Origin of the sequence: Luteimonas deserti (assembly GCF_013425765.1) — a bacterium.
Lineage (GTDB): Bacteria > Pseudomonadota > Gammaproteobacteria > Xanthomonadales > Xanthomonadaceae > Luteimonas > Luteimonas deserti.
The window spans coordinates 300,854-326,915 of sequence record NZ_JACCJZ010000020.1; the positions used below are offsets into that span (position 1 = coordinate 300,854).

General features: G+C 66.9%; 22 protein-coding genes and 1 tRNA gene. All 23 read left to right on the forward strand.

The features are described 5' to 3' along the window. Positions 1-245 precede the first annotated feature (245 nt). The 23 genes from H0E82_RS13950 to H0E82_RS14060 all read left to right on the forward strand — a co-directional run bounded on the left by H0E82_RS13950 (position 246) and on the right by H0E82_RS14060 (position 26,025). Positions 246-602 carry an NADH-quinone oxidoreductase subunit A gene (locus H0E82_RS13950; protein ID WP_180546580.1) on the forward strand — a complete coding sequence of 119 codons (357 nt, stop codon included), beginning with the start codon at positions 246-248 and terminating at the stop codon, positions 600-602. Next, on the forward strand, positions 593-1,171 hold the full coding sequence (locus H0E82_RS13955; RefSeq protein WP_180546044.1) for a NuoB/complex I 20 kDa subunit family protein: 579 nt from the start codon (positions 593-595) through the stop codon (positions 1,169-1,171). The genes H0E82_RS13950 and H0E82_RS13955 overlap by 10 nt, the downstream gene beginning before the upstream one ends. Continuing rightward, on the forward strand, positions 1,164-1,955 hold the full coding sequence (locus H0E82_RS13960) for an NADH-quinone oxidoreductase subunit C (RefSeq protein ID WP_180546045.1): 792 nt from the start codon (positions 1,164-1,166) through the stop codon (positions 1,953-1,955). Before H0E82_RS13955 ends, H0E82_RS13960 begins: the two co-directional genes overlap by 8 nt. Then, complete coding sequence (locus H0E82_RS13965; RefSeq protein ID WP_180546046.1) at positions 1,952-3,268, forward strand: NADH-quinone oxidoreductase subunit D; 1,317 nt, start codon at positions 1,952-1,954, stop codon at positions 3,266-3,268. Before H0E82_RS13960 ends, H0E82_RS13965 begins: the two co-directional genes overlap by 4 nt. Next, complete coding sequence (nuoE, locus tag H0E82_RS13970) at positions 3,265-3,792, forward strand: NADH-quinone oxidoreductase subunit NuoE (RefSeq protein ID WP_180546047.1); 528 nt, start codon at positions 3,265-3,267, stop codon at positions 3,790-3,792. The genes H0E82_RS13965 and nuoE overlap by 4 nt, the downstream gene beginning before the upstream one ends. 14 nt (positions 3,793-3,806) lie before the next feature. After that, the gene (gene nuoF / locus H0E82_RS13975; RefSeq protein WP_180546048.1) at positions 3,807-5,174 is read left to right on the forward strand and encodes an NADH-quinone oxidoreductase subunit NuoF; all 1,368 of its coding nucleotides are present in this window, start codon (positions 3,807-3,809) and stop codon (positions 5,172-5,174) included. Continuing rightward, positions 5,171-7,402 carry an NADH-quinone oxidoreductase subunit NuoG gene (nuoG, locus tag H0E82_RS13980; protein WP_180546049.1) on the forward strand — a complete coding sequence of 744 codons (2,232 nt, stop codon included), beginning with the start codon at positions 5,171-5,173 and terminating at the stop codon, positions 7,400-7,402. Before nuoF ends, nuoG begins: the two co-directional genes overlap by 4 nt. 59 nt (positions 7,403-7,461) lie before the next feature. Continuing rightward, on the forward strand, positions 7,462-8,487 hold the full coding sequence (gene nuoH, locus H0E82_RS13985) for an NADH-quinone oxidoreductase subunit NuoH (RefSeq protein WP_180546581.1): 1,026 nt from the start codon (positions 7,462-7,464) through the stop codon (positions 8,485-8,487). Then, positions 8,484-8,972, forward strand: a complete 489-nt coding sequence (gene nuoI / locus H0E82_RS13990; protein ID WP_180546050.1) for an NADH-quinone oxidoreductase subunit NuoI — start codon at positions 8,484-8,486, stop codon at positions 8,970-8,972. The genes nuoH and nuoI overlap by 4 nt, the downstream gene beginning before the upstream one ends. Before the next feature lie 3 nt (positions 8,973-8,975). After that, positions 8,976-9,617, forward strand: a complete 642-nt coding sequence (locus H0E82_RS13995; RefSeq protein ID WP_180546051.1) for an NADH-quinone oxidoreductase subunit J — start codon at positions 8,976-8,978, stop codon at positions 9,615-9,617. After that, positions 9,614-9,940 carry an NADH-quinone oxidoreductase subunit NuoK gene (gene nuoK / locus H0E82_RS14000; protein WP_180546052.1) on the forward strand — a complete coding sequence of 109 codons (327 nt, stop codon included), beginning with the start codon at positions 9,614-9,616 and terminating at the stop codon, positions 9,938-9,940. The genes H0E82_RS13995 and nuoK overlap by 4 nt, the downstream gene beginning before the upstream one ends. Positions 9,941-9,947: 7 nt before the next feature. Continuing rightward, positions 9,948-12,089: an NADH-quinone oxidoreductase subunit L gene (nuoL, locus tag H0E82_RS14005; RefSeq protein ID WP_180546053.1), complete on the forward strand. Its 2,142-nt coding sequence runs from the start codon at positions 9,948-9,950 to the stop codon at positions 12,087-12,089. A gap of 13 nt (positions 12,090-12,102) precedes the next feature. Next, positions 12,103-13,614, forward strand: a complete 1,512-nt coding sequence (locus tag H0E82_RS14010) for an NADH-quinone oxidoreductase subunit M (protein WP_180546054.1) — start codon at positions 12,103-12,105, stop codon at positions 13,612-13,614. A gap of 13 nt (positions 13,615-13,627) precedes the next feature. Continuing rightward, the gene (gene nuoN, locus H0E82_RS14015) at positions 13,628-15,094 is read left to right on the forward strand and encodes an NADH-quinone oxidoreductase subunit NuoN (protein ID WP_180546055.1); all 1,467 of its coding nucleotides are present in this window, start codon (positions 13,628-13,630) and stop codon (positions 15,092-15,094) included. A 117-nt stretch (positions 15,095-15,211) separates the two neighbouring features. Then, positions 15,212-15,288: transfer RNA gene (locus H0E82_RS14020), tRNA-Met, on the forward strand. 233 nt (positions 15,289-15,521) lie between these two features. Then, complete coding sequence (locus H0E82_RS14025) at positions 15,522-16,142, forward strand: ribosome maturation factor RimP (RefSeq protein ID WP_180546056.1); 621 nt, start codon at positions 15,522-15,524, stop codon at positions 16,140-16,142. An 8-nt stretch (positions 16,143-16,150) separates the two neighbouring features. Next, the gene (gene nusA / locus H0E82_RS14030) at positions 16,151-17,662 is read left to right on the forward strand and encodes a transcription termination factor NusA (protein WP_180546057.1); all 1,512 of its coding nucleotides are present in this window, start codon (positions 16,151-16,153) and stop codon (positions 17,660-17,662) included. A gap of 77 nt (positions 17,663-17,739) precedes the next feature. Further along, positions 17,740-20,328: a translation initiation factor IF-2 gene (gene infB, locus H0E82_RS14035; protein WP_180546058.1), complete on the forward strand. Its 2,589-nt coding sequence runs from the start codon at positions 17,740-17,742 to the stop codon at positions 20,326-20,328. 120 nt (positions 20,329-20,448) lie between these two features. Then, positions 20,449-20,808: a 30S ribosome-binding factor RbfA gene (gene rbfA / locus H0E82_RS14040; RefSeq protein WP_180546059.1), complete on the forward strand. Its 360-nt coding sequence runs from the start codon at positions 20,449-20,451 to the stop codon at positions 20,806-20,808. A 117-nt stretch (positions 20,809-20,925) separates the two neighbouring features. Further along, the gene (gene truB, locus H0E82_RS14045; RefSeq protein ID WP_180546060.1) at positions 20,926-21,906 is read left to right on the forward strand and encodes a tRNA pseudouridine(55) synthase TruB; all 981 of its coding nucleotides are present in this window, start codon (positions 20,926-20,928) and stop codon (positions 21,904-21,906) included. 153 nt (positions 21,907-22,059) lie between these two features. After that, positions 22,060-22,323, forward strand: coding sequence for a 30S ribosomal protein S15 (rpsO, locus tag H0E82_RS14050; protein ID WP_180546061.1), 264 nt, complete (start codon positions 22,060-22,062; stop codon positions 22,321-22,323). Positions 22,324-22,443: 120 nt separating this feature from the next. Next, positions 22,444-24,552: a polyribonucleotide nucleotidyltransferase gene (pnp, locus tag H0E82_RS14055; RefSeq protein ID WP_180546062.1), complete on the forward strand. Its 2,109-nt coding sequence runs from the start codon at positions 22,444-22,446 to the stop codon at positions 24,550-24,552. A 138-nt stretch (positions 24,553-24,690) separates the two neighbouring features. Next, on the forward strand, positions 24,691-26,025 hold the full coding sequence (locus H0E82_RS14060) for a PQQ-dependent sugar dehydrogenase (protein ID WP_180546063.1): 1,335 nt from the start codon (positions 24,691-24,693) through the stop codon (positions 26,023-26,025). Positions 26,026-26,062: the final 37 nt, after the last annotated feature.

Here is a 26,062-nt window from a genome sequence, read left to right on the forward strand (position 1 = left end):
CGTGTCCGGAGAATCCGGCGGGCACGTGCGAACCATGCGCGCCGCACAATCCGTGCAGACGCGGTCGCGACAGGGGGAATCGTTTACTCCCCAGTTCTGTAAACGTACAATTGCACGGATCGGGCGTAGTGCCGTTTCGGCCATACGCCCGATGTGCGTGAAGCGTTCGATTGCTTCGCTAAGTGCGGCGCCCGTGGCGCCGAGCCATGGCCGCGTCGTGCGGCAGTAGCCGAGAGAACATCCGCGTGCTGGCCGAATATCTGCCGACCCTGTTGTTCCTGATCGTTGCCACGGGGATCGGCATCGCCTTGCTGGTCATTGGCAACCTGCTCGGGCCTAAGCGCCCGACGCTGGAGAAGCTGTCGCCCTACGAGTGCGGGTTCGAGGCATTCGAGGACGCGCGCATGCAGTTCGACGTGCGCTATTACCTCATCGCGATCCAGTTCATCGTCTTCGATCTGGAAATCATCTTCATCGTGCCGTGGGCCACCGTGTTCCGCGAACTCGGTGTGCTCGGCCTGATCGAGATGGGCATCTTCGCCGGCATGCTGCTGCTCGGCTTCGTCTACGTGTGGAAGAAGGGAGCGCTGGAATGGGAGTGAACCAGACCGTCGCGCGCCTGATGAACAACCCGCTGCCGGATGGCCGCGTGGACGACATCCTGCGCCCGGAAGGCGAGAATCCGCTGCTCGAACGCGGCTTCGTCACCACCAGCTCCGATGCGCTGCTCAACTGGGCGCGTACCGGATCGATGTGGCCGATGACCTTCGGCCTGGCCTGCTGCGCGGTGGAGATGATGCACGCCGGCGCCGCGCGCCTGGACCTCGACCGCTACGGCGTCGTGTTCCGGCCCAGTCCGCGCCAGTCCGACGTGATGATCGTCGCGGGCACCCTGGTCAACAAGATGGCGCCTGCATTGCGCCGCGTGTACGACCAGATGCCGGACCCGAAGTGGGTCATCTCGATGGGCAGCTGCGCCAATGGCGGCGGCTACTATCACTACTCGTATTCCGTGGTGCGCGGCTGCGACCGCATCGTGCCGGTCGACATCTACGTTCCGGGCTGCCCGCCCACGGCCGAGGCGCTGACCTACGGCATCCTGCAGCTGCAGAAGAAGATCCGCCGCGCCACCAACTTCGGCGAGACCAAGACAGGGCTTCGCGATGCGTGAGCAACCCGTTCGAGAGTCGGCGACCGCGTTCGCCGCCCGCGTGCGCGCGCGCTTCGCCGACGCCGACGTGGCGATCGCGTTGCCGCGCGGCGAAGTGACCGTCACCACCGCCGGCGACTGGCTGGAGGTCTGCCGCGTGCTGCGCGACGAGTTCGGCTTCGAGTCGCTGGTCGACCTGTGCGGCGTGGACTACCTCGGCTACGGCAGCGACGAGTGGGACACCAGCGTGTCGTCAGAGGGGTTCAGCCGTGGCGTCGAAGGCTGTGGCCCGGGCCGCTTCCGCTTCGGCGAGTCGCCCAGCCGCCAGGTGGCCACCCCGGGCGGCGATGCCGCGATCCCGATGCCGCAGCAGCGGTTCGCCGCGGTCGCGCAGTTGCTGTCGATCCAGCACAACCGCCGCGTCGCGGTGCGCTGCTTCGCGCCGAGCGACGACCTGCCGGTGATCTCGTCGCTGACCGGGTTGTGGCCCGTGGCCAACTGGTTCGAGCGCGAGGCGTTCGATCTGTTCGGCGTGATCTTCGAAGGCCACCCGGACCTGCGCCGCATCCTGACCGACTACGGCTTCGTCGGTCATCCGTTCCGCAAGGATTTCCCGTTGATCGGCAATGTCGAAGTGCGATACGACGCCGAGCGCAAGCGCGTCGTCTACGAACCCGTGACCTCGGTCGAACCGCGTGTCGGCGTGCCGCGCGTCATCCGCGACGATGCGCGCTATGCGACCGCCGACGGCGAGCAGCGCGCCCGTCGCGAACAGACGCAGCCGGCGGAGGGTGCCAAACGATGAGCGCCGTCCCGACCACATCGCTGCACCAGGCCAATTCGACGCCCAGCGCCGAGGTCCTGAAGCAGGAGATCCGCAACTACACGTTCAATTTCGGCCCCCAGCATCCGTCCGCGCACGGCGTGCTCCGGCTGATCCTCGAGATGGACGGCGAGACCGTGATGCGCGCCGATCCGCATATCGGCCTGCTGCACCGGGGCACGGAGAAGCTCGCCGAGTCCAAGCCGTTCAACCAGTCGGTGCCGTACATGGACCGCCTGGATTACGTGTCGATGATGTGCAACGAGCACGCCTACGTGCGCGCGATCGAAACCCTGATGGGGATCGAGGCGCCCGAGCGTGCGCAGTGGATCCGCACGCTGTTCGACGAAGTCACGCGCATCCTCAACCACCTGATGTGGGTGGGCTCGAATGCGCTCGATCTTGGGGCGATGGCGGTGATGCTGTACGCGTTCCGCGAGCGCGAGGAGCTCATGGACGTCTACGAGGCGGTGTCGGGTGCGCGTATGCATGCCGCCTATTACCGTCCGGGCGGTGTCTATCGCGATCTGCCGCAGCAGATGCCCAAGTACGCCGAGTCGCGTTGGCGCAAGGGCGAGAAGCTCAAGCGCTTCAATAAGTGGCGCGAAGGCTCGATGCTCGACTACCTCGAGGCGTTCGCCAAGGATTTCCCGAGTCGTGTCGACGAGTACGAGACCCTGCTCACCGACAACCGGATCTGGAAGCAGCGCACCGTCGGCATCGGCGTCATTCCGCCGGAGCAGGCCAAGGCCTGGGGTATGACCGGACCCATGCTGCGTGGGTCCGGCATCGAATGGGACCTGCGCAAGACCCAGCCCTACGCGCGCTATGCCGATGTGGATTTCGACATCGCCGTCGGCGTCAACGGTGACTGCTACGACCGCTATCTGGTGCGGATGTTCGAGATGCGCCAGTCGGCGCGGATCATCGAGCAGTGCGTGACCTGGCTGCGTGCCAATCCCGGCCCGGTCATGCTCGACAACTACAAGGTGTCGCCCCCGTCCCGCGAGGAGATGAAGGACGACATGGAAGCGCTGATCCACCACTTCAAGCTCTTCACCGAAGGCTATTGCGTGCCCGCGGGCGCGACCTACAGCGCGGTGGAAGCGCCGAAGGGCGAGTTCGGCTGCTACCTGGTGTCCGACGGGGCGAACAAGCCGTTCCGGCTCCACGTCCGTGCGCCCGGGTTCGCACATCTCTCGTCGATGGACGAAATCACGCGCGGGCACATGCTGTCCGACGTGGTGGCGATGATCGGCACTTATGACATCGTGTTCGGAGAAGTCGACCGATGAAGGCGACCGGCAATTTCGAGAACGCCCGCAACGTCGACCCGATGGTCGTGCTCAGCGGCGACACGCGCGCGCACATCGACCACTGGCTGACCAAGTTCCCCGAAGACCGCAAGCGGTCGGCGGTGCTGCAGGGCCTGTTCGCGGCGCAGGAACAGAACGGCGGCTGGCTGAGCGACGAGCTTATCGCCGGCGTCGCCAAGTATCTGGATCTGCCGCCGGTGTGGGCCTACGAGGTGGCGACCTTCTACTCGATGTTCGAGACCGAGCAGGTGGGGCGCAACAACGTGGCCTTCTGCACCAACATCAGCTGCTGGCTCAACGGCGCCGAGGATCTCGTTGCGCATGCGGAAAAAAAGCTCGGCTGCAGGCTCGGCGAATCCACCGCCGACGGCCGCGTGTTCCTCAAGCGCGAGGAAGAATGCGTCGCCGCGTGCTGCGGCGCGCCGGTCGTGGTCATCAACGGTCATTACCACGAGAAGCTCACGCCGGAAGGCGTCGACGAGCTGCTCGACGGTCTGAAGTAGGGCATCGCGCGGACATGGCACATCACCATCCCAAGTCGTCCGAAGGGTACGGGCCGGTCGGCCCTGCGCCGAAGGAACACCAGGCGGTCTACACGACGCTGCATTTCGACAAGCCGTGGTCGTACGAGAACTACCTCAAGACCGGTGGTTACAGCGCGCTGCGCCGGATCCTGGAAGAGAAGATCCCGCCCACCGATGTCATCGAGATGGTCAAGCAGTCGGGACTGCGCGGTCGTGGCGGCGCGGGCTTCCCCACCGGCCTGAAGTGGAGCTTCATGCCCAAGGGCGAGATGCAGAAGTACATCCTCTGCAATTCCGACGAATCCGAACCCGGAACGGCCAAGGACCGCGACATCCTGCGCTACAACCCGCACGCGGTGATCGAGGGCATGGCGATCGCCTGCTACGCCACCGGTGCGACGGTCGGATACAACTACCTGCGCGGCGAATTCCATCACGAGCCCTTCGAACATCTGGAAGAAGCCACGGCCGAGGCCTATGCCAACGGCTGGCTCGGCCAGGACATCCTCGGCTCGGGCATCGGCATCGACCTGTACAACGTGCTGGGCGCGGGCGCCTACATCTGCGGCGAGGAAACCGCACTGATGGAATCGCTCGAAGGCAAGAAGGGGCAGCCCCGCTTCAAGCCGCCGTTCCCGGCCAACTTCGGCTTGTACGGCAAGCCGACCACGATCAACAACACCGAGACCTTCGCCTCGGTGCCTGCCATCGTGCGCAATGGCGCCGAGTGGTTCATGGGTCTGGGCAAGCCGAACAACGGCGGCTGCAAGATCTTCTCCGTTTCGGGCCATGTCGCGAAGCCGGGCAATCACGAGATTCGCCTGGGCACGCCGTTCTCCGAGCTGCTGGCGATGTGCGGCGGCATGCGCGAGGGGCGCACCATCAAGGGCGTCATTCCGGGCGGCTCCTCGATGCCGGTGCTGCCGGGCGAGACGATGATGGGCCTGACCATGGATTACGACGCGCTGCAGAAGGCCGGCTCCGGCCTCGGCTCGGGTGCGGTCATCGTGATGGACGACACCACCTGCATGGTGCGCGCGTGCCAGCGCATCGCGCGGTTCTACTACGCGGAGTCCTGCGGCCAGTGCACGCCGTGCCGCGAGGGCACCGGGTGGATGTACCGCATGCTCACGCGCATCGCCACGCACACGGCGACGGTCGAGGATCTGCACATGCTGCGTGCCGCTGCAGGGCAGATCGAAGGTCACACCATCTGCGCGTTCGGCGAAGCCGCCGCGTGGCCGGTGCAGGGGTTCCTGCGTCACTTCTGGGACGAGTTCGAGTACGCGATCGTGAACAAGCGCTTCCTCGTCGACGACCAGCGCAACGGCACCGTGGGGCCCAGGGCGGTGGCCGCATGAGCGCGCAACCCGTGAACCCCGACCTGCCGCCCGACCACGTCACCGTCTTCATCGACGGTGTCGAGCTGGCCGCGCCCAAGGGCTCGATGATCATCCATGCCGCCGACAAGGCCGGCATTCCGATTCCGCGCTTCTGCTACCACGACAAGCTCGCCATCGCGGCCAACTGCCGCATGTGCCTGGTCGAAGTGGAGAAGATGCCCAAGCCCGCGCCGGCCTGCGCCACGCCGGTGATGGACGGCATGCAGGTGATCACGCGCAGCGAGAAGGCCCTGAAGTCGCAGCGCAACGTGATGGAGTTCCTGCTGATCAACCATCCGCTCGACTGCCCGATCTGCGATCAGGGCGGCGAGTGCGAGCTTCAGGACCTCTCGCTCGGATACGGCCGATCGGTCAGTCGCTTCGCCGAACGCAAGCGCGTGGTGCCGGACGAGGACCTCGGGCCGCTGGTGGCCACCGAGATGACCCGTTGCATCCAGTGCACGCGCTGCGTGCGTTTCACCGCGGAAATCGCCGGAACCTACGAACTCGGCGGCATGCAGCGCGGCGAGAACCTGCAGATCGGCACCTACGACGGCAAGCCGCTGACCACGGAGCTCTCGGGCAACGTGATCGACGTCTGCCCGGTGGGCGCGCTGACCAACAAGGTCTATCGCTACCGCGCCCGTCCGTGGGAACTGATCGCGCGCGAGTCGATCGGCGTCCACGACTCGTTGGGCAGCAACCTGTTCCTGCACGTGCGCCGCGGCGACGTGCTGCGCGCGGTGCCGCGCGACAACGAAGCGGTCAACGAGTGCTGGATCTCCGATCGCGACCGGTACTCCCACCAGGGCCTGTCGGCCGAGGACCGCGCCGTGCGGCCGATGGTCAGGGACGGCGGCGAATGGCGCGAGACCTCGTGGGACGAGGCGCTGGCGCGCGCGGCGAAGATCCTTCGCGACAATCCGGCCGACGAGCTGGGCATGCTGGTGCATCCGGCGACCTCGAACGAGGAGGGCGCGCTGCTGGTCCGTCTGGCCGATGCGCTGGGGACCGGCAACATCGACCATCGCATCGCACAGCGCGACCTCTCCGACGGCGCTGCGGCAGACGCCTTCGCGATGCCGGTCGCCGAGCTCGACAAGGCCGATGCGATCCTCATCGTCGGCTCCAACCTGCGCCACGAGGTGCCGCTGCTGCACCAGCGCGTCCGCCAGGCCTGGCGTCGCGGCGCCAAGGTCTATGTGGTCAATCCGGTCGACTTCGAATTCACGTTCGACATTGCCGACAAGGCCATCGTGCCGCCGTCGCAGATCGCGGCCACGCTGCAGGTGGGCGCACTGGCCGACGCGCTGCGCGCGGGCTCGCACGCCGCGATCATCGTCGGTGCGCAGGCTGAGACCGGCGCGCATTCGGCGGCGATCCGTGCCGCGGCCGCCGCCCTCGCGACGTCCACCGGTGCCGCGCTGTGCCGGATTCCGCAGGGTGCCAACGCGCTCGGCCTGAGCCGGGCCGGCGTGCTGCCGACCTCGCGCGATGCCGTCACGATGCTGGCCCAGCGGCGAAGCGCGTATGTGATCTACGGGATCGAGCCCGGTCTCGACTTCGCGGATCCGGGGACCGCGATGCAGTCGCTCGGTGCAGCCCAAGTGGTCGCTTTCAGCCAGTTCGCCTGCCAGTCCACGCGGGCGGTGGCCGACGTGATCCTGCCGATCGGTGCACTGGCCGAGATCGATGCCACGTTGACCAACCTCGATGGTCGCGACCAGCAGGCGACGGCCGCCGGCCGCCTGCCCGGCGAGGCGCGTCCCGGCTGGCGCGTGTTGCGCGCGCTGGGCGGTGAGCTCGCGGTGCCGGGCTTCGAATTCACCGATCTGCCGGGCCTGCGTGCGGGACTGCAGGCCAGGCCGGTCGACGCGGTGCGGAGCGACGCGCCGGCATCCGGCGGTGAGGGCCTCGAGCTCGCGGTCAGCCAGGCGATCTACCGGGTCGACGCGTTGACCCGTCGCGCGCAGGCCCTGCAGGCGCACCCGCTGACCCTCGGACCGCGCGTGGTGCTGCATCCCGACGACGCCGCGGCCTGCGGTGTCGTGGACGGTGCGATGGCCAAGGTGAGCAACGCCGTGGGAACGGCGACGCTGCAGGTCGCCGTGGACGACCGGGTCGCTGCAGGTGCGGTGTGGGTCGAATCGGGCTACGGCGCCACCGCGGCGCTGGGTGCCGGCAAGGTCAAGGTGGTGGCGGCATGAGCGTGACGAATACCGCAACGCTGCTCGGTGACGTCACCGCGCCGCTGTACGACGGGTTGATGTCGCTGGGCGCGATCGGCGTGATCCTGTGGATCGTGCTCAAGATCCTCGTGATCGCGGTGCCGGTGATCCTGGCCGTGGCGTTCTACGTGGTGTGGGAGCGCAAGCTGCTCGGCTGGATGCACGTGCGCCACGGGCCGATGTACGTGGGCATGGGCATCTTCCAGGCCTTCGCGGACGTCTTCAAACTGCTGTTCAAGGAAGTCATCCAGCCCACCCGCGCGCAGCGCGTGCTCTACGTGCTGGCGCCGCTGATCACGCTCGCCCCGGCGTTCGCGGCCTGGGCCGTGGTGCCGTTCGATGCGCAGCTGGTGCTCTCCAACGCCAATGCCGGTCTGCTGTACCTGCTGGCGATGACGAGTCTGGGCATCTACGGCATCATCCTCGCCGGTTGGGCGTCGAACTCGAAGTACGCGTTCCTCGGGGCCATGCGCGCTTCGGCGCAGATGATCAGCTACGAGATCGCGATGGGCTTCGCGCTGGTCGGCGTGATGGTGGGTGCGGGCAGTCTGAATCTCACCGAGATCGTCATGGCACAGGCCGGCGGCAAGGGCCTGTTCGAGTGGTTCTGGCTGCCGATGCTGCCGCTGTTCGTCATCTACTTCATCTCCGGCGTGGCCGAGACCAACCGCGCGCCGTTCGACGTCGTCGAGGGCGAGTCGGAGATCGTCGCCGGTCACATGGTGGAATACTCGGGCTCGGCCTTCGCGCTGTTCTTCCTGGCCGAGTACGCCAACATGATCCTGATCAGCTTCCTGGTCGCGATCTTCTTCCTCGGCGGCTGGCTGTCGCCGTTCCAGGGCTGGGGCATTCCGCTGCTGTCGGTCGACGGCTGGTGGTGGCTGTTCGCGAAGGTGTTCTTCTTCGCAAGCTGCTTCATCTGGTTCCGCGCCTCGTTCCCGCGCTACCGCTACGACCAGATCATGCGCCTGGGCTGGAAGGTCTTCATCCCGATCAGCATCTTCTGGATCGTGGTCACCGCGCTGATGGCGTACTTCGGGATTTTCGAGGCAGGGCAGTCATGACCAAGTTCGTCTCATGGTTCAGGGGCCTGCTGCTGCTCGAGCTGATCGGCGGCATGGGGCTGACCCTCAAGTACCTGTTCCGCGACAAGTACACGCTGATGTACCCGATGGAGAAGACGCCGCAGTCGCCGCGTTTCCGCGGTCTGCATGCCCTGCGCCGGTATCCCAACGGCGAGGAGCGCTGCATCGCGTGCAAGCTGTGCGAGGCGGTGTGTCCGGCGCTGGCGATCACCATCGAATCCGAGCAGCGCGAGGACGGCAGCCGTCGCACCACGCGATACGACATCGACCTGTTCAAGTGCATCTATTGCGGCTTCTGCGAGGAATCGTGTCCGGTCGATTCGATCGTCGAAACCCAGCTGCTCGAATACCACTTCGAGAATCGCGGCGAGAACATCGTGACCAAGCCGCAGCTGCTGGCGATCGGTGACCGGCTCGAGGCCGAGATCGCCGAACGTCGCGCCGCCGACTCCGCGTACAGGTAAGTCATGAATTTCGACCTGATTGCATTCCTCGTCTTCGCCGCGGTCACCGTGATGTCCGCGGTGGCGGTGATCAGCGCCCGCAACCCGGTGCACGCGGCCCTGTTCCTGGTGCTGACGTTCTTCTCCACCGCGTGCACCTGGCTGCTGGTCGGTGCCGAGTTCCTCGGCATCGCGCTGATCCTGGTGTACGTGGGCGCGGTGATGGTGCTGTTCCTCTTCGTCGTCATGATGCTCGACGTCGATGTGGCGCCGCTGCGCGAAGGCTACGTGCGCTACCTGCCGGTCGGCCTGGTCGTCGCGGTGGTGATGCTGGTCGAGATCGTGACGTTGATCGGGGTGCGTTCGCGCATGACGCCGTTCGCCGTCGACGCGGTGGACGCGGCCGGTGTCTCGAATACGGTATGGATCGCGCGGCGTCTGTTCACCGATTTCCTGCTTCCGTTCGAGGTCGCCGCAGTGATCCTGACCGTCGCGGTCATCGCGGCGGTCATGCTGACCCTGCGCCGCCGCCCGGGTGCCAAGCACCAGAATCCCGGCGAACAGGCCCGCGTGCGCGCAGCCGACCGCATGCGCGTGGTCAAGATGGACGCCGTGCGTCCGGTGCCCGAGCCGCCGGCCGGCGCGGATGAAGGAGAGACGAAATGACCGGACTGTTCGGCGAGGGCCTCGCACTCGGCCATTACCTGTCGCTGGGCGCGGTGCTGTTCTGCATCAGCGTCGCGGGCATCTTCCTCAACCGCAAGAACGTGATCATCCTGCTGATGTCGATCGAGCTGATGCTGCTCGCGGTCAACATCAACTTCGTCGCGTTCTCGCGCGAGTTCGGCGATGCCGCGGGCCAGATCTTCGTGTTCTTCATCCTCACCGTGGCCGCGGCCGAGGCCGCGATCGGCCTGGCGATCCTGGTCACGCTGTTCCGCAACCGGCGCACGATCAACGTCGCCGAACTCGACACGCTGAAGGGCTGAGCCGGGCATGGAGTACGCAATTTCCAAGGGCATCCTGGTCGCGATCGTCCTGGCCCCGCTGCTGGGTTCGATCATCGCGGGCCTGTTCGGCCGCCAGGTCGGTCGCGTCGGCGCGCACTCGGCGACGATCGCGGGCGTCGCGATCAGCTGCGCGCTGTCGATCTACACCCTCTGGCAGCTGATGCAGGGTGCGCCTGTCTTCAACGAGAACGTGTATACGTTCTTCGAGGTGGGCAACTACTCGGCGCACGTCGGCTTCCTGGTCGACAACCTCACCGCGATGATGATGGTCGTGGTGACGTTCGTGTCGCTGCTCGTCCATCTGTACACGATCGGCTACATGGCCGAGGACCCGGGTTACCAGCGCTTCTTCAGCTACATCTCGCTGTTCACCTTCTCGATGCTGATGCTGGTGATGGGCAACAACTTCCTGCAGCTGTTCTTCGGCTGGGAAGCGGTGGGCCTGGTGTCGTACCTGCTGATCGGTTTCTGGTTCAAGAAGCCCACCGCGGTGTTCGCCAACATGAAGGCCTTCCTGGTCAACCGGGTCGGCGACTTCGGCTTCCTGCTCGGCATCGCCGGCGTGCTGTACTGGTTCGGCAGCCTCGACTACGCGACCGTGTTCGCCGCGGCCGATTCCACCATCGGTGGCGGGCAGACGATCGAAGTGATCACCGGGTTCGAGTGGTCGGTCGCGACCCTGGTCTGCATCTGTCTCTTCATTGGCGCGATGGGCAAGTCGGCCCAGGTGCCGCTGCACGTGTGGCTGCCGGACTCGATGGAAGGCCCGACCCCGATTTCGGCGCTGATCCACGCCGCGACCATGGTCACCGCCGGCATCTTCATGGTGGCGCGCATGTCGCCGCTGTTCGAGCTGTCGGAAACCGCGCTGCAGTTCATCCTCTTCATCGGTGCGACCACGGCGTTCTTCACCGGCCTGATCGGCATGGTGCAGAACGACATCAAGCGCGTCGTGGCGTACTCGACGCTGTCGCAGCTGGGCTACATGACCGTCGCGCTCGGCGTGTCGGCGTATTCGGCCGCCGTGTTCCATCTGATGACCCATGCCTTCTTCAAGGCCCTGCTGTTCCTGGCGGCGGGTTCGGTGATCATCGGCATGCACCACGAGCAGGACATGCGCAAGATGGGCGGCCTGCGCAAGTACATGCCGATCACCTTCTGGACCAGCGTCATCGGCACGCTGGCGCTCGTGGGCACGCCGTTCTTCAGTGGTTTCTATTCCAAGGACGCGATCATCGAGGCGGCCAAGCACGCCGGCGACGGCGGCTGGGTGTACCACTACGCCTACTGGGCGGTGCTGCTGGGCGCGTTCGTGACCTCGTTCTACAGCTTCCGTCTGCTGTACATGACGTACTTCGGCGCGGAGCGCTTCCGCGACGCGCATCCGTCCCCGGTGCATGCCGTCCACGACGCGCACGGTCAGGAAACGCGGCACGAACCGCTGCACGACGACGGGCACGCACACCCCGCGGGCGGCGACGCCCACGCGCACGACGACCACGGCCACCATGGGCCTCACGAGCCGCACGAGTCGCCGTGGGTGGTGACCCTGCCGCTGATCCTGCTGGCGATTCCGTCGATCCTCATCGGTTACTTCACCGCCGGTCCGATGCTCTTCGGCACCGACTGGACCGGGCATCACGAGGTCCGCGGCTTTTTCGACGGCGTGATCCACGTGCTGGCGTCGAACGACGTCCTGGCAACGCTCAAGGACGAGGTGTGGCACGGTCCCACGGCCTTCGCACTGCACGGCTTCGTCACCCCGGTGTTCTGGCTGGTGGTCGCAGGCTTCGTTCTGGCGACGGTGATGTACTGGTGGAAGCCCGGTCTCCCGGCGAAAGCCGCGCGCGTGTTCGCGCTGCCGATCCGGGTGCTCGAGCGCAAGTACTTCGCGGACGACCTGTGGATCGGCGGGTTCGCCGGAGGCGGCGTCGCGCTGGGCAAGCTGTCGCGGGTGTTCGATACCCGCGTGATCGACGGCCTGTTCGTCAACGGTTCGGCGCGCGTGGTCGAACTGGTGTCGGGCGTCATCCGCCGGTTGCAGTCCGGCGCCCTCTATCACTATGCATTCGCGATGATCGTCGGCCTGATCCTGCTCCTGGCCGTGCTCATCAAGTACTGGCGTTGACGGAATTCCCTACGTGTCGAACTGGCCTCTCCTCAGTCTCCTGATCTGGCTGCCGATCCTCGGCGGTGCGCTCGTGCTCGCCCTTGGCGAACGTCGTGCCGACGCGGCGCGCTGGGTGTCGCTCGCATTCGCGCTGCTCGTGTTCGTGCTCAGCATTCCGCTGTTCACCGGCTTCGATTACGCCAATGCCGGGCTGCAGTTTCTCGAGCGCCGCGAGTGGATCCCGGCGTTCAACATCGAATACCACCTCGGTGCGGACGGCATTTCGGTCGCACTGATCGTGCTGACCACGCTGACCACCGCGCTGGTGCTGATCGGCGCCTGGACGTCGGTGACCAAGCGGGTGTCGCAGTACTTCGCGTCGATGCTGATCCTCGAAGGCATGATGATCGGCGTGTTCTGCGCCGTGGACGCGATGCTGTTCTACGTGTTCTTCGAGGCGATGCTGATTCCGATGTTCATCATCATCGGTGTCTGGGGCGGTCCGCGCCGCGTCTACGCGTCGGTGAAGTTCTTCCTGTACACGTTCCTCGGCTCGGTCTTCATGCTGGTCGCGCTGATCTACCTGTACATGCAGGCCGGCAGCTGGCAGTTGCCCGACCTGTACGCGTTGCGTCTGTCGTCGACCGAGCAGATGTGGATCTTCTTCGCGTTCCTGGCCGCGTTCGCGGTCAAGGTGCCGATGTTCCCGGTGCACACCTGGTTGCCGGACGCCCACGTCGAGGCGCCGACCGGCGGCTCGGTGATCCTGGCCGCGATCATGCTGAAGATCGGCGGCTACGGCTTCCTGCGCTTCAACCTGCCGATCACGCCCGACGCCGGACACGAATGGGCATGGCTGGTCATCGGCCTGTCGCTGATCGCGATCGTCTATGTGGGCCTGGTCGCGCTCGTCCAGCAGGACATGAAGAAGCTGGTCGCGTATTCCTCCGTGTCGCACATGGGCTTCGTGACCCTCGGCGTGTTCATCGCCTTCGCGCTGATGCGCGACGTCGGCGCCAGCGACGCCGCGCGCCTCGGCCTGCAGGGCGCGATGGTGCAGATGGTCTCCCACGGCTTCATCTCCGGCGCGATGTTCTCCTGCATCGGCATCCTGTACGACCGCATGCACACGCGCATGATCAAGGACTACGGCGGGGTCGCGAACGTGATGCCGTGGTTCGCCGCGTTCTACGTGCTGTTCGCGATGGCCAACTCCGGCCTGCCGGGCACCTCGGGCTTCGTCGGCGAATTCATGGTCATCCTGGCCGCGTTCCAGAGCCATCCGCTGGTCGCGTTCTTCGCGGCGATGACGCTGATCATCGGCGCGGCCTACACGCTGTGGCTGGTCAAGCGCGTGCTCTATGGCGAAGTGGCCAATGCGCACGTCGCCGCGCTCAAGGACATCAATGCCCGCGAGGCGCTGGTGCTGGGCGTGTTCGCTGCGGGTACGCTGCTGATCGGCGTGTATCCCAAGCCGCTGACCGACCTGATGGAGCCGTCCATCGCGCAACTGGCGAACCTGATCGCCGCAAGCAAGCTTTAAGGACCCCGTCGCGATGATTTCCGCTCCGATGACGCCCCCCGTCCGCACGCTGGCCGAGCTCGGCCCGATCGTGCCCGAGCTCGTCGTGGTGCTGGGCGCGTTCGCCCTGCTGATGCTCGACCTGTTCATCGATCCGCGCCGCCGGATCATCACCCACGTGCTGGCGGTGGCGACGCTGCTGGGCGCGGCCCTGATGATCGCGATGGGCGTGGGCGGGCAGGGCAGCACGCTCGCCGACATGTTCGTGCGTGATGCCGGCGCCGACGTGCTCAAGGTCACCGGTCTCGTCGTGGCCGCGATCGCGCTGGGCTACGCCTGGGCCTACCTGCGCGAGCGTGACCTGTACCAGGGCGAGATCCCGGTGCTTTTCCTGTTCACCGCGGCCGGCATGATGCTGCTGGTCTCGGCCAACAACCTGACCATGGTCTACGTGGGCCTGGAACTGCTGGCCCTGTGCTCCTACGCGCTGGTGGCATGCGACCGCGACAATCCGCTGTCGTCCGAAGCTGCGATGAAGTACTTCGTTCTGGGTGCATTGGCCTCGGGCATGCTGTTGTTCGGCATGTCGCTGGTATACGGCGCCACCGGCACCCTGTCGCTGCCCGCCATCCACGAGGCGGTGCTCGGCCTGAGCGGCGACAACCGCGTGCTGCTGCTCACCGGCATGGTGTTCCTGGTGGTGGGCATCGCGTTCAAGTTCGGCGCCGCGCCGTTCCACATGTGGCTGCCCGATACCTATACCGGCGCGCCCACGGCGATCACCGCGTTCATCAGCTCGGTGCCCAAGCTCGCGGCCTTCGGCATGACCTGGCGCCTGCTCGATACCGCGCTCGGTCCGGTCCACGAGCAGACCCAGCTGCTGCTGTCGCTGCTGGCGGCGTTGTCGCTGGTGGTGGGCAACCTGTTCGCCATCGCGCAGACCAACCTCAAGCGCATGCTGGCCTATTCGACGATCTCGCACGTCGGCTTCCTGTTCCTCGGCCTGGCCGGTGGCGGTCCCGACGGCTACGCAGCGGCGATGTTCTATGCGATCAGCTACGCGCTGATGTCGGTCGCCGCGTTCGGCGCGATCGTCATGTTGTCGCGGCGCGGCTTCGAGGCGGAGAACATCGACGATTACAAGGGGCTCAACCAGCGCAGCCCGTGGATGGCCGGCCTGGTCCTGTGCATCATGGCGTCGCTCGCCGGCGTGCCCCCGTTCTTCGGCTTCTGGGCCAAGCTGGTGGTGCTGCAGGGCGCCCTGCAGGGCGATCTGCTGTGGCTGGCGATCGTCGGCATCGTGTTCGCGGTCATCGGCGCCTTCTACTACCTGCGGGTGATCAAGGTCATGTACTTCGATGCGCCCAACGCCGCGCCGATGGTCCAGCGCCCGGGCACGGTGCTGCGGGTTGTGTTCGCGGTCAACGCACTGTCGCTGCTGGCGCTCGGCCTGTACTGGAGCCCGTTGATGGCGTGGTCGCAGCAGGCGTTCGGCGCCTGATCTGCTAGCATGCGCGCCCGGTCGCCGCGGATGCAGCGGCCGGCGAGGTTCGGGTGACGCGGAATCGTCCGAAACCCTTGCAATTTCGAAGAGCGATCTTCATAATTCCGCTTCTGATGCGGGGTGGAGCAGTCTGGCAGCTCGTCGGGCTCATAACCCGAAGGTCGCAGGTTCAAATCCTGCCCCCGCTACCAAATTTTCTGTTGTGACGCGGCGTCTCCCGATGGGGCCGCCGATGCGGAAAATCTGGGCTTGCCGAAGCTCCTGCTTCGCTTCGGCGCCGACATCCAGTGGTATCGGACAAGGGGCCCTTCGGGCCCTTTGTCGTTTTCCACGATCGTGAACCGCGTAGCGCCTCCGGCGCCGGGCGGGACGCCCGCCGCGGCGGGATCGTGCGGATACCTGACATGCAACGGACGAGGGACCAGTGGCGGACAAGGCGACACAACTGACTGAACTGCTGGCACCGACGGTCGAGGCCCTCGGCCTCGAGCTGCTGGGCATCGACTACCTGCCTGCGCCCGGTGGCGCGGTGGTGCGGCTCTATATCGACGTGCCCGCAGGGCACGACGCCGCGGCGGCCGAGGCCGGCACGCCGCAGGGCGTGACGATCGAGCACTGCGAGTCGGTGAGCCGGGAGGTATCGGCCCAGCTCGACGTCGAGGATCCGATCAGCGGCAACTACACGCTCGAGGTGTCCTCGCCCGGCGTCGACCGGCCGCTGTTCGGCGCGGCGCAGTTCGCGCGTTTCGCCGGCGAGACCGCGAAGGTCGGCCTGAAGCTGCCGCAGGACGGCCGCCGTCGGCTCACCGGCCGGATCGTGTCGGTCGACGGTGAGACGATCACCTTCGACCTCGACGGCGCGCCGTTCGTGGTCCAGGCCGACAACGTCGAGAAGGCGCGCATCGTGCCCGACTGGGGCGCGCTGGGCCTGGCCGCGTCGAAGGACAAGAAAGACAATGGACGCGCCGGCGGCGCGGCCCGCAAGACCAACCACACACCACGTGACAACAAGCGGCCGGACGGATCGTCCGCCGGTGCGGAGTGAATGAAAAGATGAGCAAGGAACTGTTGCTGGTCGTCGATGCCGTCGCCAACGAGAAGGGCGTGCCGGAATCCGTGATCCTGGAAGCCATCGAGGCGGCGCTGGCCACAGCGGCCAAGAAGCGCTATGTCGACCAGGACGTGCTGACGCGCGTCGCGATCGACTCCAAGGACGGCAGCTACGAGACGTTCCGCCGCTGGGAAGTGGTGGCCGACGACGTGGTGATGGAATCGCCCGACCGCCAGATCCGCTTGATGGACGCGGTCGATGAAGCCGACGGCGTCGAGGTGGGCGACTACATCGAAGAACAGATCGAGAACGTCGACTTCGGCCGCATCGCCGCGCAGGCCGCCAAGCAGGTCATCGTGCAGCGCGTCCGCGAGGCCGAGCGCCAGCAGGTCGTCGATGCCTGGAAGGATCGCGTCGGCGAGCTGGTGACCGGCGTGGTCAAGCGCGTGGAGCGCGGCAACGTCTATGTCGACCTGGGCGGCAACGCCGAGGCGCTGATCCAGAAGGACAAGGCGATCCCGCGCGACGTCGTGCGCGCCGGCGACCGCATCCGCGGTTACCTCTACGACGTGCGCAGCGAGCCCCGTGGCCCGCAGCTGTTCATCAGCCGCGCCGCGCCCGAATTCATGATGGAACTGTTCAAGCTCGAGGTGCCGGAAGTCGGCCAGGGCCTGGTCGAGATCAAGGCCTGTGCCCGAGATCCGGGCGACCGCGCCAAGATCGCGGTGCTCGCCTACGACACCCGCACCGATCCCATCGGTGCCTGCATCGGCATGCGCGGTTCGCGCGTGCAGGCGGTGAGCAACGAGCTCAACGGCGAGCGCGTCGACATCGTGCTGTGGTCGGACAATCCGGCCCAGTTCGTCATCAATGCGATGGCGCCGGCGGAAGTGCAGTCGATCGTCGTCGACGAGGACAAGCACTCCATGGACCTGGCGGTCGCCGAGGACAAGCTGGCCCAGGCGATCGGCAAGGGCGGGCAGAACGTGCGTCTCGCCAGTCGCCTGTCGGGCTGGCAGCTCAACGTGATGACCCAGGACCAGGTCACCGCGAAATCGGAAGCCGAACAGACCGCCGCGCGCCAGCTGTTCATGGACAAGCTGGAAGTCGACGAGGAAATCGCGGGCATCCTGGTGACCGAAGGCTTCGGCACGGTGGAGGAAATCGCCTACGTGCCGGTCGGCGAGCTGCTGGCGGTCGAGGGCTTCGACGAGGACATCGTCGAGGAGCTGCGCTCGCGCGCCCGGGACGCGTTGCTCAACGACGCTCTGGCGATCGAGGAGGAAGCCGACGGCAACGGCCCGACGCAGGACCTGCTCGAACTCGAGGGCATGGACGACGAGACCGCGTTCGCGCTGGCCTCGCACGGTGTGCGCACCAGCGAGGACCTGTCCGACTTGGGCGCGGACGAGGTGGTCGAGTTCGGGATCGAGGGGCTCGACGAGGCCCGCGCGGCCGCGCTGATCCTGGCCGCGCGCGCCGAGGAAATCGCACGCCTGGAACGCGAGGGCTGAGGCTCCGGGCGCGTCGCGGGTAGAATGCACCACTCATGCGCCGGCTCCGGCCCGCGCGAACGGGATACGAATCACGAATGTCGCAACAAACCACCATCCGCAAGCTGGCCGCACTGGTGAATACGCCGGTCGAGAAACTGCTGGAACAGCTGTCCGAAGCGGGCATGCAGTTCAGCGATCCCGACCAGGTCGTGACCAGCGCCGAGAAGCTGAAGCTGCTCGGGTTCCTCAAGCGTGCGCACGGCAAGGCTGACGCGCCTGCCGAGGACATCGCCGCGCCGAAGAAGATCACCCTCAACCGCAGCCGCAAGCAGGAGTTGACGGTCGGCGGTGGCCGGAACCGCCAGACCGTGGACGTGGTCGTGCGCAAGAAGGTCACGCTGAGCCCGGTCGCCGATGGCGGCCCGGGCAGCGATCCCGATGCCGAGCGCGCGGAAATCCTGCGCAAGCTCGAGGAGTCGCGCCAGCGCAATCTCTCCGAGCAGCAGCGCCTGGCCGAGGAAGACAAGCGCCGCGCCGACGAGGCCGAGCAGCGCCGGCTCGAAGCCGAGGCGGAGGCCGAGCGCCTGCGCCAGGCGGCCGCAGTCGCCGTGCCCGAGGATGCCGACGCCGCGACCCGTCGCACGACCGGCCACGGCCACAAGCCGGCGGCACCGCCGCGCGCCGACGATCGCAGCCCGGCCGGTGCCAAGCACAAGGCCAACCGCGGTTCCCACGCGATGGTGGCCGGTGTCGAGGACGACGAGAGCACCGCGCGTTTCGCCGGCCAGCTGCATCTGAGCGCATCGGACCGCGCACGCCGCACCACCACCCGTGGCAAGCCCACCCGGGGCCCGCAGCGTCGCAGCGCGGCGCCGTCGCGCAGTGGCGCCGGCCCGCACGGTTTCGAGCGGCCGACCGCGCCCGTCGTACGCGAGGTGGCGATCGGCGACGCGATCACCGTGGCCGACCTCGCCCAGAAGCTGGCGATGAAGGGCGGGGACGTGGTCAAGGCGCTGTTCAAGATGGGCGTCATGGCGACCATCACCCAGACCATCGACCACGACACCGCTGCGCTGGTCGTCGAAGAGCTCGGCCATACCCCGGTGCGCGCCGACGGCGACGATGCCGAGCGCGAGCTGATCGCGCACGTGGGCGAGAACCAGGGCGACCAGGTGCCGCGTCCCCCGGTCGTCACGATCATGGGTCACGTTGATCACGGCAAGACCTCGCTGCTGGATTACATCCGTCGCACCAAGGTCGCCTCGGGCGAAGCGGGCGGCATCACCCAGCACATCGGCGCGTATCACGTCGAGACCGACAAGGGCGTCATCAGCTTCCTCGACACCCCGGGCCACGCCGCGTTCACCTCGATGCGCGCGCGCGGTGCCAAGCTCACCGACATCGTGATCCTGGTGGTCGCGGCCGACGACGGCGTCATGCCGCAGACGGCCGAGGCGATCCAGCACGCGAAGGCGGCGAAGGTGCCGTTGATCGTCGCGATCAACAAGATCGACAAGTCCGGCGCCGATCCGTCGCGGGTCAAGAACGAGCTGCTGGAGCACGACGTGGTCGCCGAGGATTTCGGCGGCGACACGCAGGTGGTCGAACTCTCGGCCAAGACCGGTGACGGCATCGACGATCTGCTCGATGCGATCTCGCTGCAGTCCGAGGTGCTGGAACTGCGCGCGGTCGCCGAAGGCCGCGCGAGCGGTACGGTGATCGAGTCCTCGCTCGACAAGGGCCGCGGCCCGGTGGCCACCGTGCTCGTGCAGCAGGGCCAGCTGGCGCGCGGCGATTACCTCGTCTGCGGCATCCAGTACGGTCGCGTGCGTGCGCTGTTCGACGAGACCGGCAGCCAGGTGCAGACGGCAGGTCCGTCGATCCCGGTGCAGGTGCTCGGCCTGTCGGGCGTGCCGGATGCGGGCGACGATTTCGTCGTCGTCGCCGACGAGCGTCTGGCCAAGGAAGTCGCCCAGCAGCGCGAGACCAAGCGCCGCGAAACGCGCCTGGTGCAGGCGGCCGGCAACCGCATGGAAGACATCATGGCGCAGATGGGCCAGGCCGAGCAGCAGCTGTCGCTCAACCTGGTCATCAAGGCGGACGTGCAGGGTTCGGTCGAGGCGCTGCGCCAGGCCCTGACCGCGCTGTCGAACGAGTTGATCCGGGTCAACATCATCGTGGCCGGTGTCGGCGGCATCACCGAGTCGGACGCCAACTCGGCGGCGGCGGCCAAGGCCACGATCATCGGCTTCAATGTCCGTGCCGATGCGTCGGCGCGCAAGGTGATCGAGAACAGCGCGCTCGACCTGCGCTACTTCTCGGTGATCTACGACGTGATCGACCAGGTCAAGCAGGTCGCCTCGGGCATCCTCGGCATGGAGATCCGCGAGGAGATCATCGGTATCGCCCAGGTTCGCGAAGTGTTCCGCAGCTCCAAGTTCGGCGCCGTCGCCGGCTCGATGGTCATCGAGGGTGTCGTCAAGCGCAACAAGCCGATCCGCGTGCTGCGCGACAACACGGTGGTGTTCGAAGGCGAGCTGGAATCGCTGCGCCGCTTCAAGGAGAACGTCGACGAGGTGCGCAACGGCACCGAGTGCGGCATCGGCGTCAAGGCCTACAACGACGTCAAGCCGGGCGACCAGATCGAGTGCTTCGAACGCATCGAGGTCCAGCGCACCCTGTAAGGGTGCGCCGCGAGGCGGTCGGATCCGCAGCCGCGGATCCGTCGCTGCGGCCTATGCGGCTTCGGCGCGCGAAAGCCGATGTACCTGTTCCATCTTTCTTTCCGAACCCGAATTCCCGTCTTGGCCCAGAAATCCTTCCATCGCACCGACCGTGTTTCCGCCCAGCTGCGCCGTGAACTCGGCACCCTGGTCCGCGAAGCCGTGTCCGAGCATGGGCTGCCCTCGGTCAGCGTGTCCGATGTCGAGGTCACGCGCGACATGGCGCACGCCAAGGTGTTCGTGACCGCGCTGCAGTCCGAGCGCGCCGCCGAGGCGATGAAGGGCCTCAAGGCGGTCGCGCACGAGATCCGGTTCAAGCTGGCGCGCGCGGTGAAGATGCGCCACGTCCCCGAGCTGCATTTCCACTACGACGATTCGGTGGATCGCGGCGAGCGCATCGACACGCTGCTGCGCGATGTGGGTCCCGCGTCGTCCGATTGATCCCGGCCGCCCGGGCTTCGACGTCGCACCTGGCGTGCTGCGCGGCGGCGGTACGTCCGACAGCCGGGCGCATGGGCGCACGATGATCGTTCCGGCCCTCCAGCCCCGTCTTCCCCGATGACCCGTCCAGCGAGCCGCCCCCGTACCCGGTTTCGACCGCTCGACGGCATCCTGCTGCTCGACAAGCCGCGCGGCTTGAGCTCCAACCAGGCGTTGCAGCGTGTACGGCATCTGTTCCGCGCCGAGAAGGGCGGCCACACCGGCAGTCTCGATCCCCTCGCCACGGGGCTGTTGCCGGTGTGTTTCGGCGAGGCGACCAAGATCGCCGGCGGCCTTCTCGGTGCACGCAAGGCCTACACCACCGTCGCGCGTCTCGGCCAGGTCACGGACACCGACGACGCCGACGGCGCCGTGCTGCGCGAACGCACGGTGCCGCCGTTGACCATCGAAATCCTGGATGCCGCGCTGGCGCAGCTCACGGGACGACTGCAGCAGCGCCCGCCGATCTATTCGGCCCTCAAACGCGGCGGCGAACCGCTGTATGCCAAGGCCCGGCGTGGGGAGGTGGTGGACGTGGACTGCCGGCCGGTCGAGGTGCACGCCTTCGAGCTGCAGTCCGCGGCCGACCTGCTCGACGGCGTGCTCGATCCGGGTGGTCCCCCGCAGCTGCGCCTGCACGTCGAGTGCGGCTCCGGCACCTACGTGCGCAGCCTGGTGCGCGATCTCGGCGAGCTGCTCGGCTGCGGCGCCCATGTCGCCGAGTTGCGCCGGCTGTGGGTGGATCCCTTCCGGGATCCGCGCATGTGGAGCCTGGACGACCTGCAGGCGCTGGCCGCGCGGGGGGAGCGCGGGCTCGAAGCCTGCCTGCTGGACATCGAGGCAGGCATGCTGGCCTGGCCGGCCGTCCACGTCGACGCCGCGCAGGCCGCGCGCCTGCAACACGGCCAGGCGCTGGCCGGACCGTACACATTGAGCGGCGAGGTGGCGATCGTGGGACCCGACGGGCGCGCCCAGGGACTCGGCCAGATCGGCGTCGACCGGGCCCTGCGTCCGCAGCGCATGTTCCGTCGCGCCGAGCGCAGCGCCGGCGCAGACTGAATGGCTGCCTTGTCCGGGTCACGGGCAGGGGATACAATGCCGCGGCCTTTTTCCAAGGCTCAGCACCTCCATCCCAACAGGCGGTCCGGGCGGTACGCAGCGGTCCAACGACACGCTGCGGTCTTCTGCGGGACGCGCGTCCAGAGAATCCAAATGACCACGATCGACAACGGCAAGATCATCGAAGAACACAAGCGCGGCGACAACGACACCGGCTCCCCGGAAGTCCAGGTCGCCCTGCTGACCGCACGCATCGTGCACCTGACCGAGCACTTCAAGACGCACAAGAAGGACCACCATAGCCGCCGCGGCCTGCTGATGATGGTCAACCGTCGTCGCAGCCTGCTCGACTATCTGCACCGGAAGGATGCGGACCGGTACAAGGCGCTGATCGAGAAGCTCGGCCTGCGTCGCTAAGACTGACACCCACCGCGGCGCAGAGATGCGCCGCGGTTCTTTTTAGGGCGTGGCAGCGTCCGCCCGGCCGGGGCATGGGTCCCGGACGGTTCATCGCAAGAGACATCAAGGAATTCCAACGTGGCGAAAGTGACAAAGAGCTTCCAGTTCGGCAACCACACCGTAACGCTCGAGACCGGCGAGATCGCGCGCCAGGCCGGCGGTGCGGTCATGGTCTCGTGCGAGGGCACCCAGGTGCTGGTGACCGCGGTCGCCAACAAGACCGCGCGTGACGGGCAGGATTTCTTCCCGCTCACCGTCGACTACCAGGAGAAGTTCTACGCCGGCGGCCGGATCCCGGGCGGCTTCTTCAAGCGCGAAGGCCGCGCCACCGAGAAGGAAACCCTGATCTCGCGCCTGATCGACCGTCCGATCCGCCCGCTGTTCCCCGATGGCTTCCGCAACGAAGTCCAGATCATCGCCACCGTGATGTCGATGAACCCGGAAATCGACGGCGACATCCTCGCCCTGATCGGTGCCTCCGCCGCGCTGTCGCTCTCGGGCGCGCCGTTCGACGGCCCGATCGGCGCCGCCAAGGTCGGCTACAAGGACGGCCAGTACCTGCTGAACCCAACCGTGACCGAGCTGAAGGATTCGGACCTCGAGCTCGTCGTCGCCGGTACCGCGAACGCCGTGCTGATGGTCGAGTCGGAAGCCCGTGAGCTGTCGGAAGACGTGATGCTGGGCGCGGTGATGTTCGGCCACAAGCAGATGCAGGTCGCGATCGAGACGATCAACGCCCTGGTCGCCGAAGCCGGCAAGCCGAAGTGGGAATGGTCCGCTCCGGCCGCGAACGAGGGTCTGGTCGCCGCCATCCGCAACGCCGTCGGCGAGCAGCTCGGCAGCGCCTTCCAGGTGCGCGACAAACTCGAGCGCAAGGACACGATCTCCAAGCTCAAGAAGGCCATCGTCGAGGCGCTGGCGCCGCAGGCCGAAGCCAATGCCTGGTCGTCGGGCGAGCTGTCGAAGGAATTCGGCGAGCAGGAGTACCAGACGATGCGCGAGTCGGTGCTCAAGACCAAGGTCCGCATCGACGGCCGCGGCCCGGCCGACGTGCGTGCGATCAGCTCCAAGGTCAGCATCCTGCCCCGCGTGCACGGTTCCGCGCTGTTCACCCGTGGCGAGACCCAGGCGATCGTCGCCGTGACGCTGGGCACCGCGCGCGACGGTCAGGTCATCGACGCGGTCGCCGGCGAGTACAAGGAACACTTCCTGTTCCACTACAACTTCCCCCCCTACTCGGTGGGTGAAGCCGGCCGCATGATGGGCCCGAAGCGTCGCGAGATCGGCCACGGTCGCCTCGCCAAGCGCGGCGTGCTCGCCGTGATGCCGACGATGGAAGAGTTCCCGTACACCATCCGCGTCGTGTCGGAGATCACCGAGTCGAACGGCTCCTCGTCGATGGCGTCGGTCTGCGGTTCCTCGCTGGCGCTGATGGACGCGGGCGTGCCGATCAAGGCGCCGGTCGCCGGCATCGCCATGGGTCTGGTCAAGGAAGGCGACGACTTCGTCGTGCTCTCCGACATCCTGGGCGACGAGGATCACCTCGGCGACATGGACTTCAAGGTCGCCGGCACCACGAACGGCATCTCGGCGCTGCAGATGGACATCAAGATCCAGGGCATCACCGAGGAGATCATGAAGGTCGCGCTGGCCCAGGCGAAGGAAGGCCGCCTGCACATCCTCAACGAGATGAGCAGCGCGCTGACCACCCCGCGTTCGGAGCTCAGCGAGTTCGCGCCGCGCCTGATCACGATCAAGATCCACCCCGACAAGATCCGCGAAGTGATCGGCAAGGGCGGTTCGGTCATCCAGGCGATCACCAAGGAAACCGGCACCCAGATCGACATCCAGGACGACGGCACGATCACGATCGCCTCGGTCAACGGCGCCGCCGGCCAGGCTGCGAAGTCGCGCATCGAGCAGATCACGTCCGACGTCGAGCCCGGCCGCATCTACGAGGGCAAGGTCGTCAAGCTGATGGATTTCGGTGCGTTCGTCACGATCTCCCCCGGCAAGGACGGTCTGGTCCACGTGTCGCAGATCTCCAACGAGCGCGTCGAGAAGGTCGGCGACGTGCTCAAGGAAGGCGATGTGGTCAAGGTCAAGGTGCTGGAAGTCGACAAGCAGGGCCGCATCCGCCTGTCGATGAAGGCCGTCGAGGAAGGCGAGGGCACGCCGGCCGAGTAATCGCCGACGACAGCCTCACGTGTCACCGGAAAGCGGGCTTCGGCCCGCTTTCCGCGTTTCCGGGATCCGGTGGTTCACGGTCTCTGGGCACGGCGACCGTCAGGTATGGCCGGCCACTGACCGTCAGGAGCTGCCGCCATGTCGCCGCGCCCCGTACTGCTCGCCGCCGCCGTCTCCGTCGCCCTGTGCGGCACCGCCTCGGCCCAGGAGTCGGAGGCCGCGACCATCCGCACCGATCGAGCGAACGCCACGTACACCATCGGCAGCGGCGCACGCATCGCCGAGCGCCTGCCCGCGCCCACCGATACCTCGGACGTCGAACTGCAGCCCCGGGTCGTCGGCTGGACCGGGGACCGCGTGCCGGTCGCGCCCGAAGGTTTCACGGTGACCAAGTACGCCGACGGCCTGGACTATCCGCGCTGGCTGCACCAGCTGGAAAACGGTGACGTGCTCGTCTCCGAAGCGCGTACCGCGCCGCAGGAGGACCAGACCGAGGTGCTCGACCGCTCGCGGGCCTACGGACCCAGCGCGAACCGGATCACGCTGCTGCGCGACACCGACGGCGACGGCACCCCCGACGTGCGCGAGGTCTTCGCGACCGACCTCAATCAGCCCTTCGGCATGCTGCAGCAGGGCGAGTGGCTGTACATCGCGGTGACCGACGGCCTCTGGCGGTATCCCTACACCGCCGGCCAGACCCGCCTCGAAGGCGAGGGCGAGAAGATCCTGGATCTGCCCGCCGGCGGTTACAACAACCACTGGACGCGCAACGTCGTCGCCAATGCCGACGGCAGCAAGCTCTACGTGACGGTGGGTTCGGCCAGCAACGTCGGCGAATACGGCATGGACGAGGAGGCGCGGCGGGCCGCGATCCTGGAGATCAATCCCGACGGCTCGGGCGAGCGCATCTTCGCCTCGGGCCTGCGCAATCCCAACGGCGTCGACTGGGAACCCACGACCGGCGCGATGTGGACCGCGGTCAACGAGCGCGACGAGATCGGCGACGATCTGGTGCCGGACTACATCACGCGCGTGCAGGACGGCGGGTTCTACGGCTGGCCCTATGCCTATTACGGCCAGAACGTGGACACCCGCATCCAGCCGCCGCGGCCGGATCTGGCCGAGAAGACGCTGGTTCCGGATTTCGCCGTCGGCAGCCACACCTCGGCGATGAGCCTGAACTTCTACCAGGGCGAGCAGTTCCCGGCGCTCTATCGCGGCGGCGCCTTCGTCGCGTTGCACGGCTCCTGGAACCGGCGTTCGTTCGCCGGCTACAAGGTGCTCTACGTGCCGTTCGAAAACGGCACGCCGACCGGCGAGGCGCAGACCTTCCTGTCGGGCTTCATCACCAACGACGCCGGTCCCGACGTCTATGGTCGCCCGACCCACATCTACGGCTTGCGGGATGGCTCGCTGCTGTTGACCGACGATGCCGGCGATACGGTCTGGCGTGTGGCCTATACCGGCGGCTGAGCCGTCCCGAGATGCCGCGCGGCGTCGCCGCGCGTGC

Excerpts from the sequence above, each read along its gene's own strand:
- rpsO (WP_180546061.1), top strand. The coding sequence starts at position 22,060 with ATGACCACGATCGACAACGGCAAGATCATCGAAGAACACAAGCGCGGC.
- nuoN (WP_180546055.1), top strand. The coding sequence starts at position 13,628 with ATGATTTCCGCTCCGATGACGCCCCCCGTCCGCACGCTGGCCGAGCTC.
- nuoL (WP_180546053.1), top strand. The coding sequence starts at position 9,948 with ATGGAGTACGCAATTTCCAAGGGCATCCTGGTCGCGATCGTCCTGGCC.
- infB (WP_180546058.1), top strand. The coding sequence starts at position 17,740 with ATGTCGCAACAAACCACCATCCGCAAGCTGGCCGCACTGGTGAATACG.
- nuoF (WP_180546048.1), top strand. The coding sequence starts at position 3,807 with ATGGCACATCACCATCCCAAGTCGTCCGAAGGGTACGGGCCGGTCGGC.
- H0E82_RS13955 (WP_180546044.1), top strand. The coding sequence starts at position 593 with ATGGGAGTGAACCAGACCGTCGCGCGCCTGATGAACAACCCGCTGCCG.
- H0E82_RS14060 (WP_180546063.1), top strand. The coding sequence starts at position 24,691 with ATGTCGCCGCGCCCCGTACTGCTCGCCGCCGCCGTCTCCGTCGCCCTG.
- nuoG (WP_180546049.1), top strand. The coding sequence starts at position 5,171 with ATGAGCGCGCAACCCGTGAACCCCGACCTGCCGCCCGACCACGTCACC.
- H0E82_RS13995 (WP_180546051.1), top strand. The coding sequence starts at position 8,976 with ATGAATTTCGACCTGATTGCATTCCTCGTCTTCGCCGCGGTCACCGTG.
- nuoK (WP_180546052.1), top strand. The coding sequence starts at position 9,614 with ATGACCGGACTGTTCGGCGAGGGCCTCGCACTCGGCCATTACCTGTCG.
- H0E82_RS13965 (WP_180546046.1), top strand. The coding sequence starts at position 1,952 with ATGAGCGCCGTCCCGACCACATCGCTGCACCAGGCCAATTCGACGCCC.
- H0E82_RS13960 (WP_180546045.1), top strand. The coding sequence starts at position 1,164 with ATGCGTGAGCAACCCGTTCGAGAGTCGGCGACCGCGTTCGCCGCCCGC.
- nusA (WP_180546057.1), top strand. The coding sequence starts at position 16,151 with ATGAGCAAGGAACTGTTGCTGGTCGTCGATGCCGTCGCCAACGAGAAG.
- nuoE (WP_180546047.1), top strand. The coding sequence starts at position 3,265 with ATGAAGGCGACCGGCAATTTCGAGAACGCCCGCAACGTCGACCCGATG.
- truB (WP_180546060.1), top strand. The coding sequence starts at position 20,926 with ATGACCCGTCCAGCGAGCCGCCCCCGTACCCGGTTTCGACCGCTCGAC.
- nuoH (WP_180546581.1), top strand. The coding sequence starts at position 7,462 with ATGTCGCTGGGCGCGATCGGCGTGATCCTGTGGATCGTGCTCAAGATC.
- nuoI (WP_180546050.1), top strand. The coding sequence starts at position 8,484 with ATGACCAAGTTCGTCTCATGGTTCAGGGGCCTGCTGCTGCTCGAGCTG.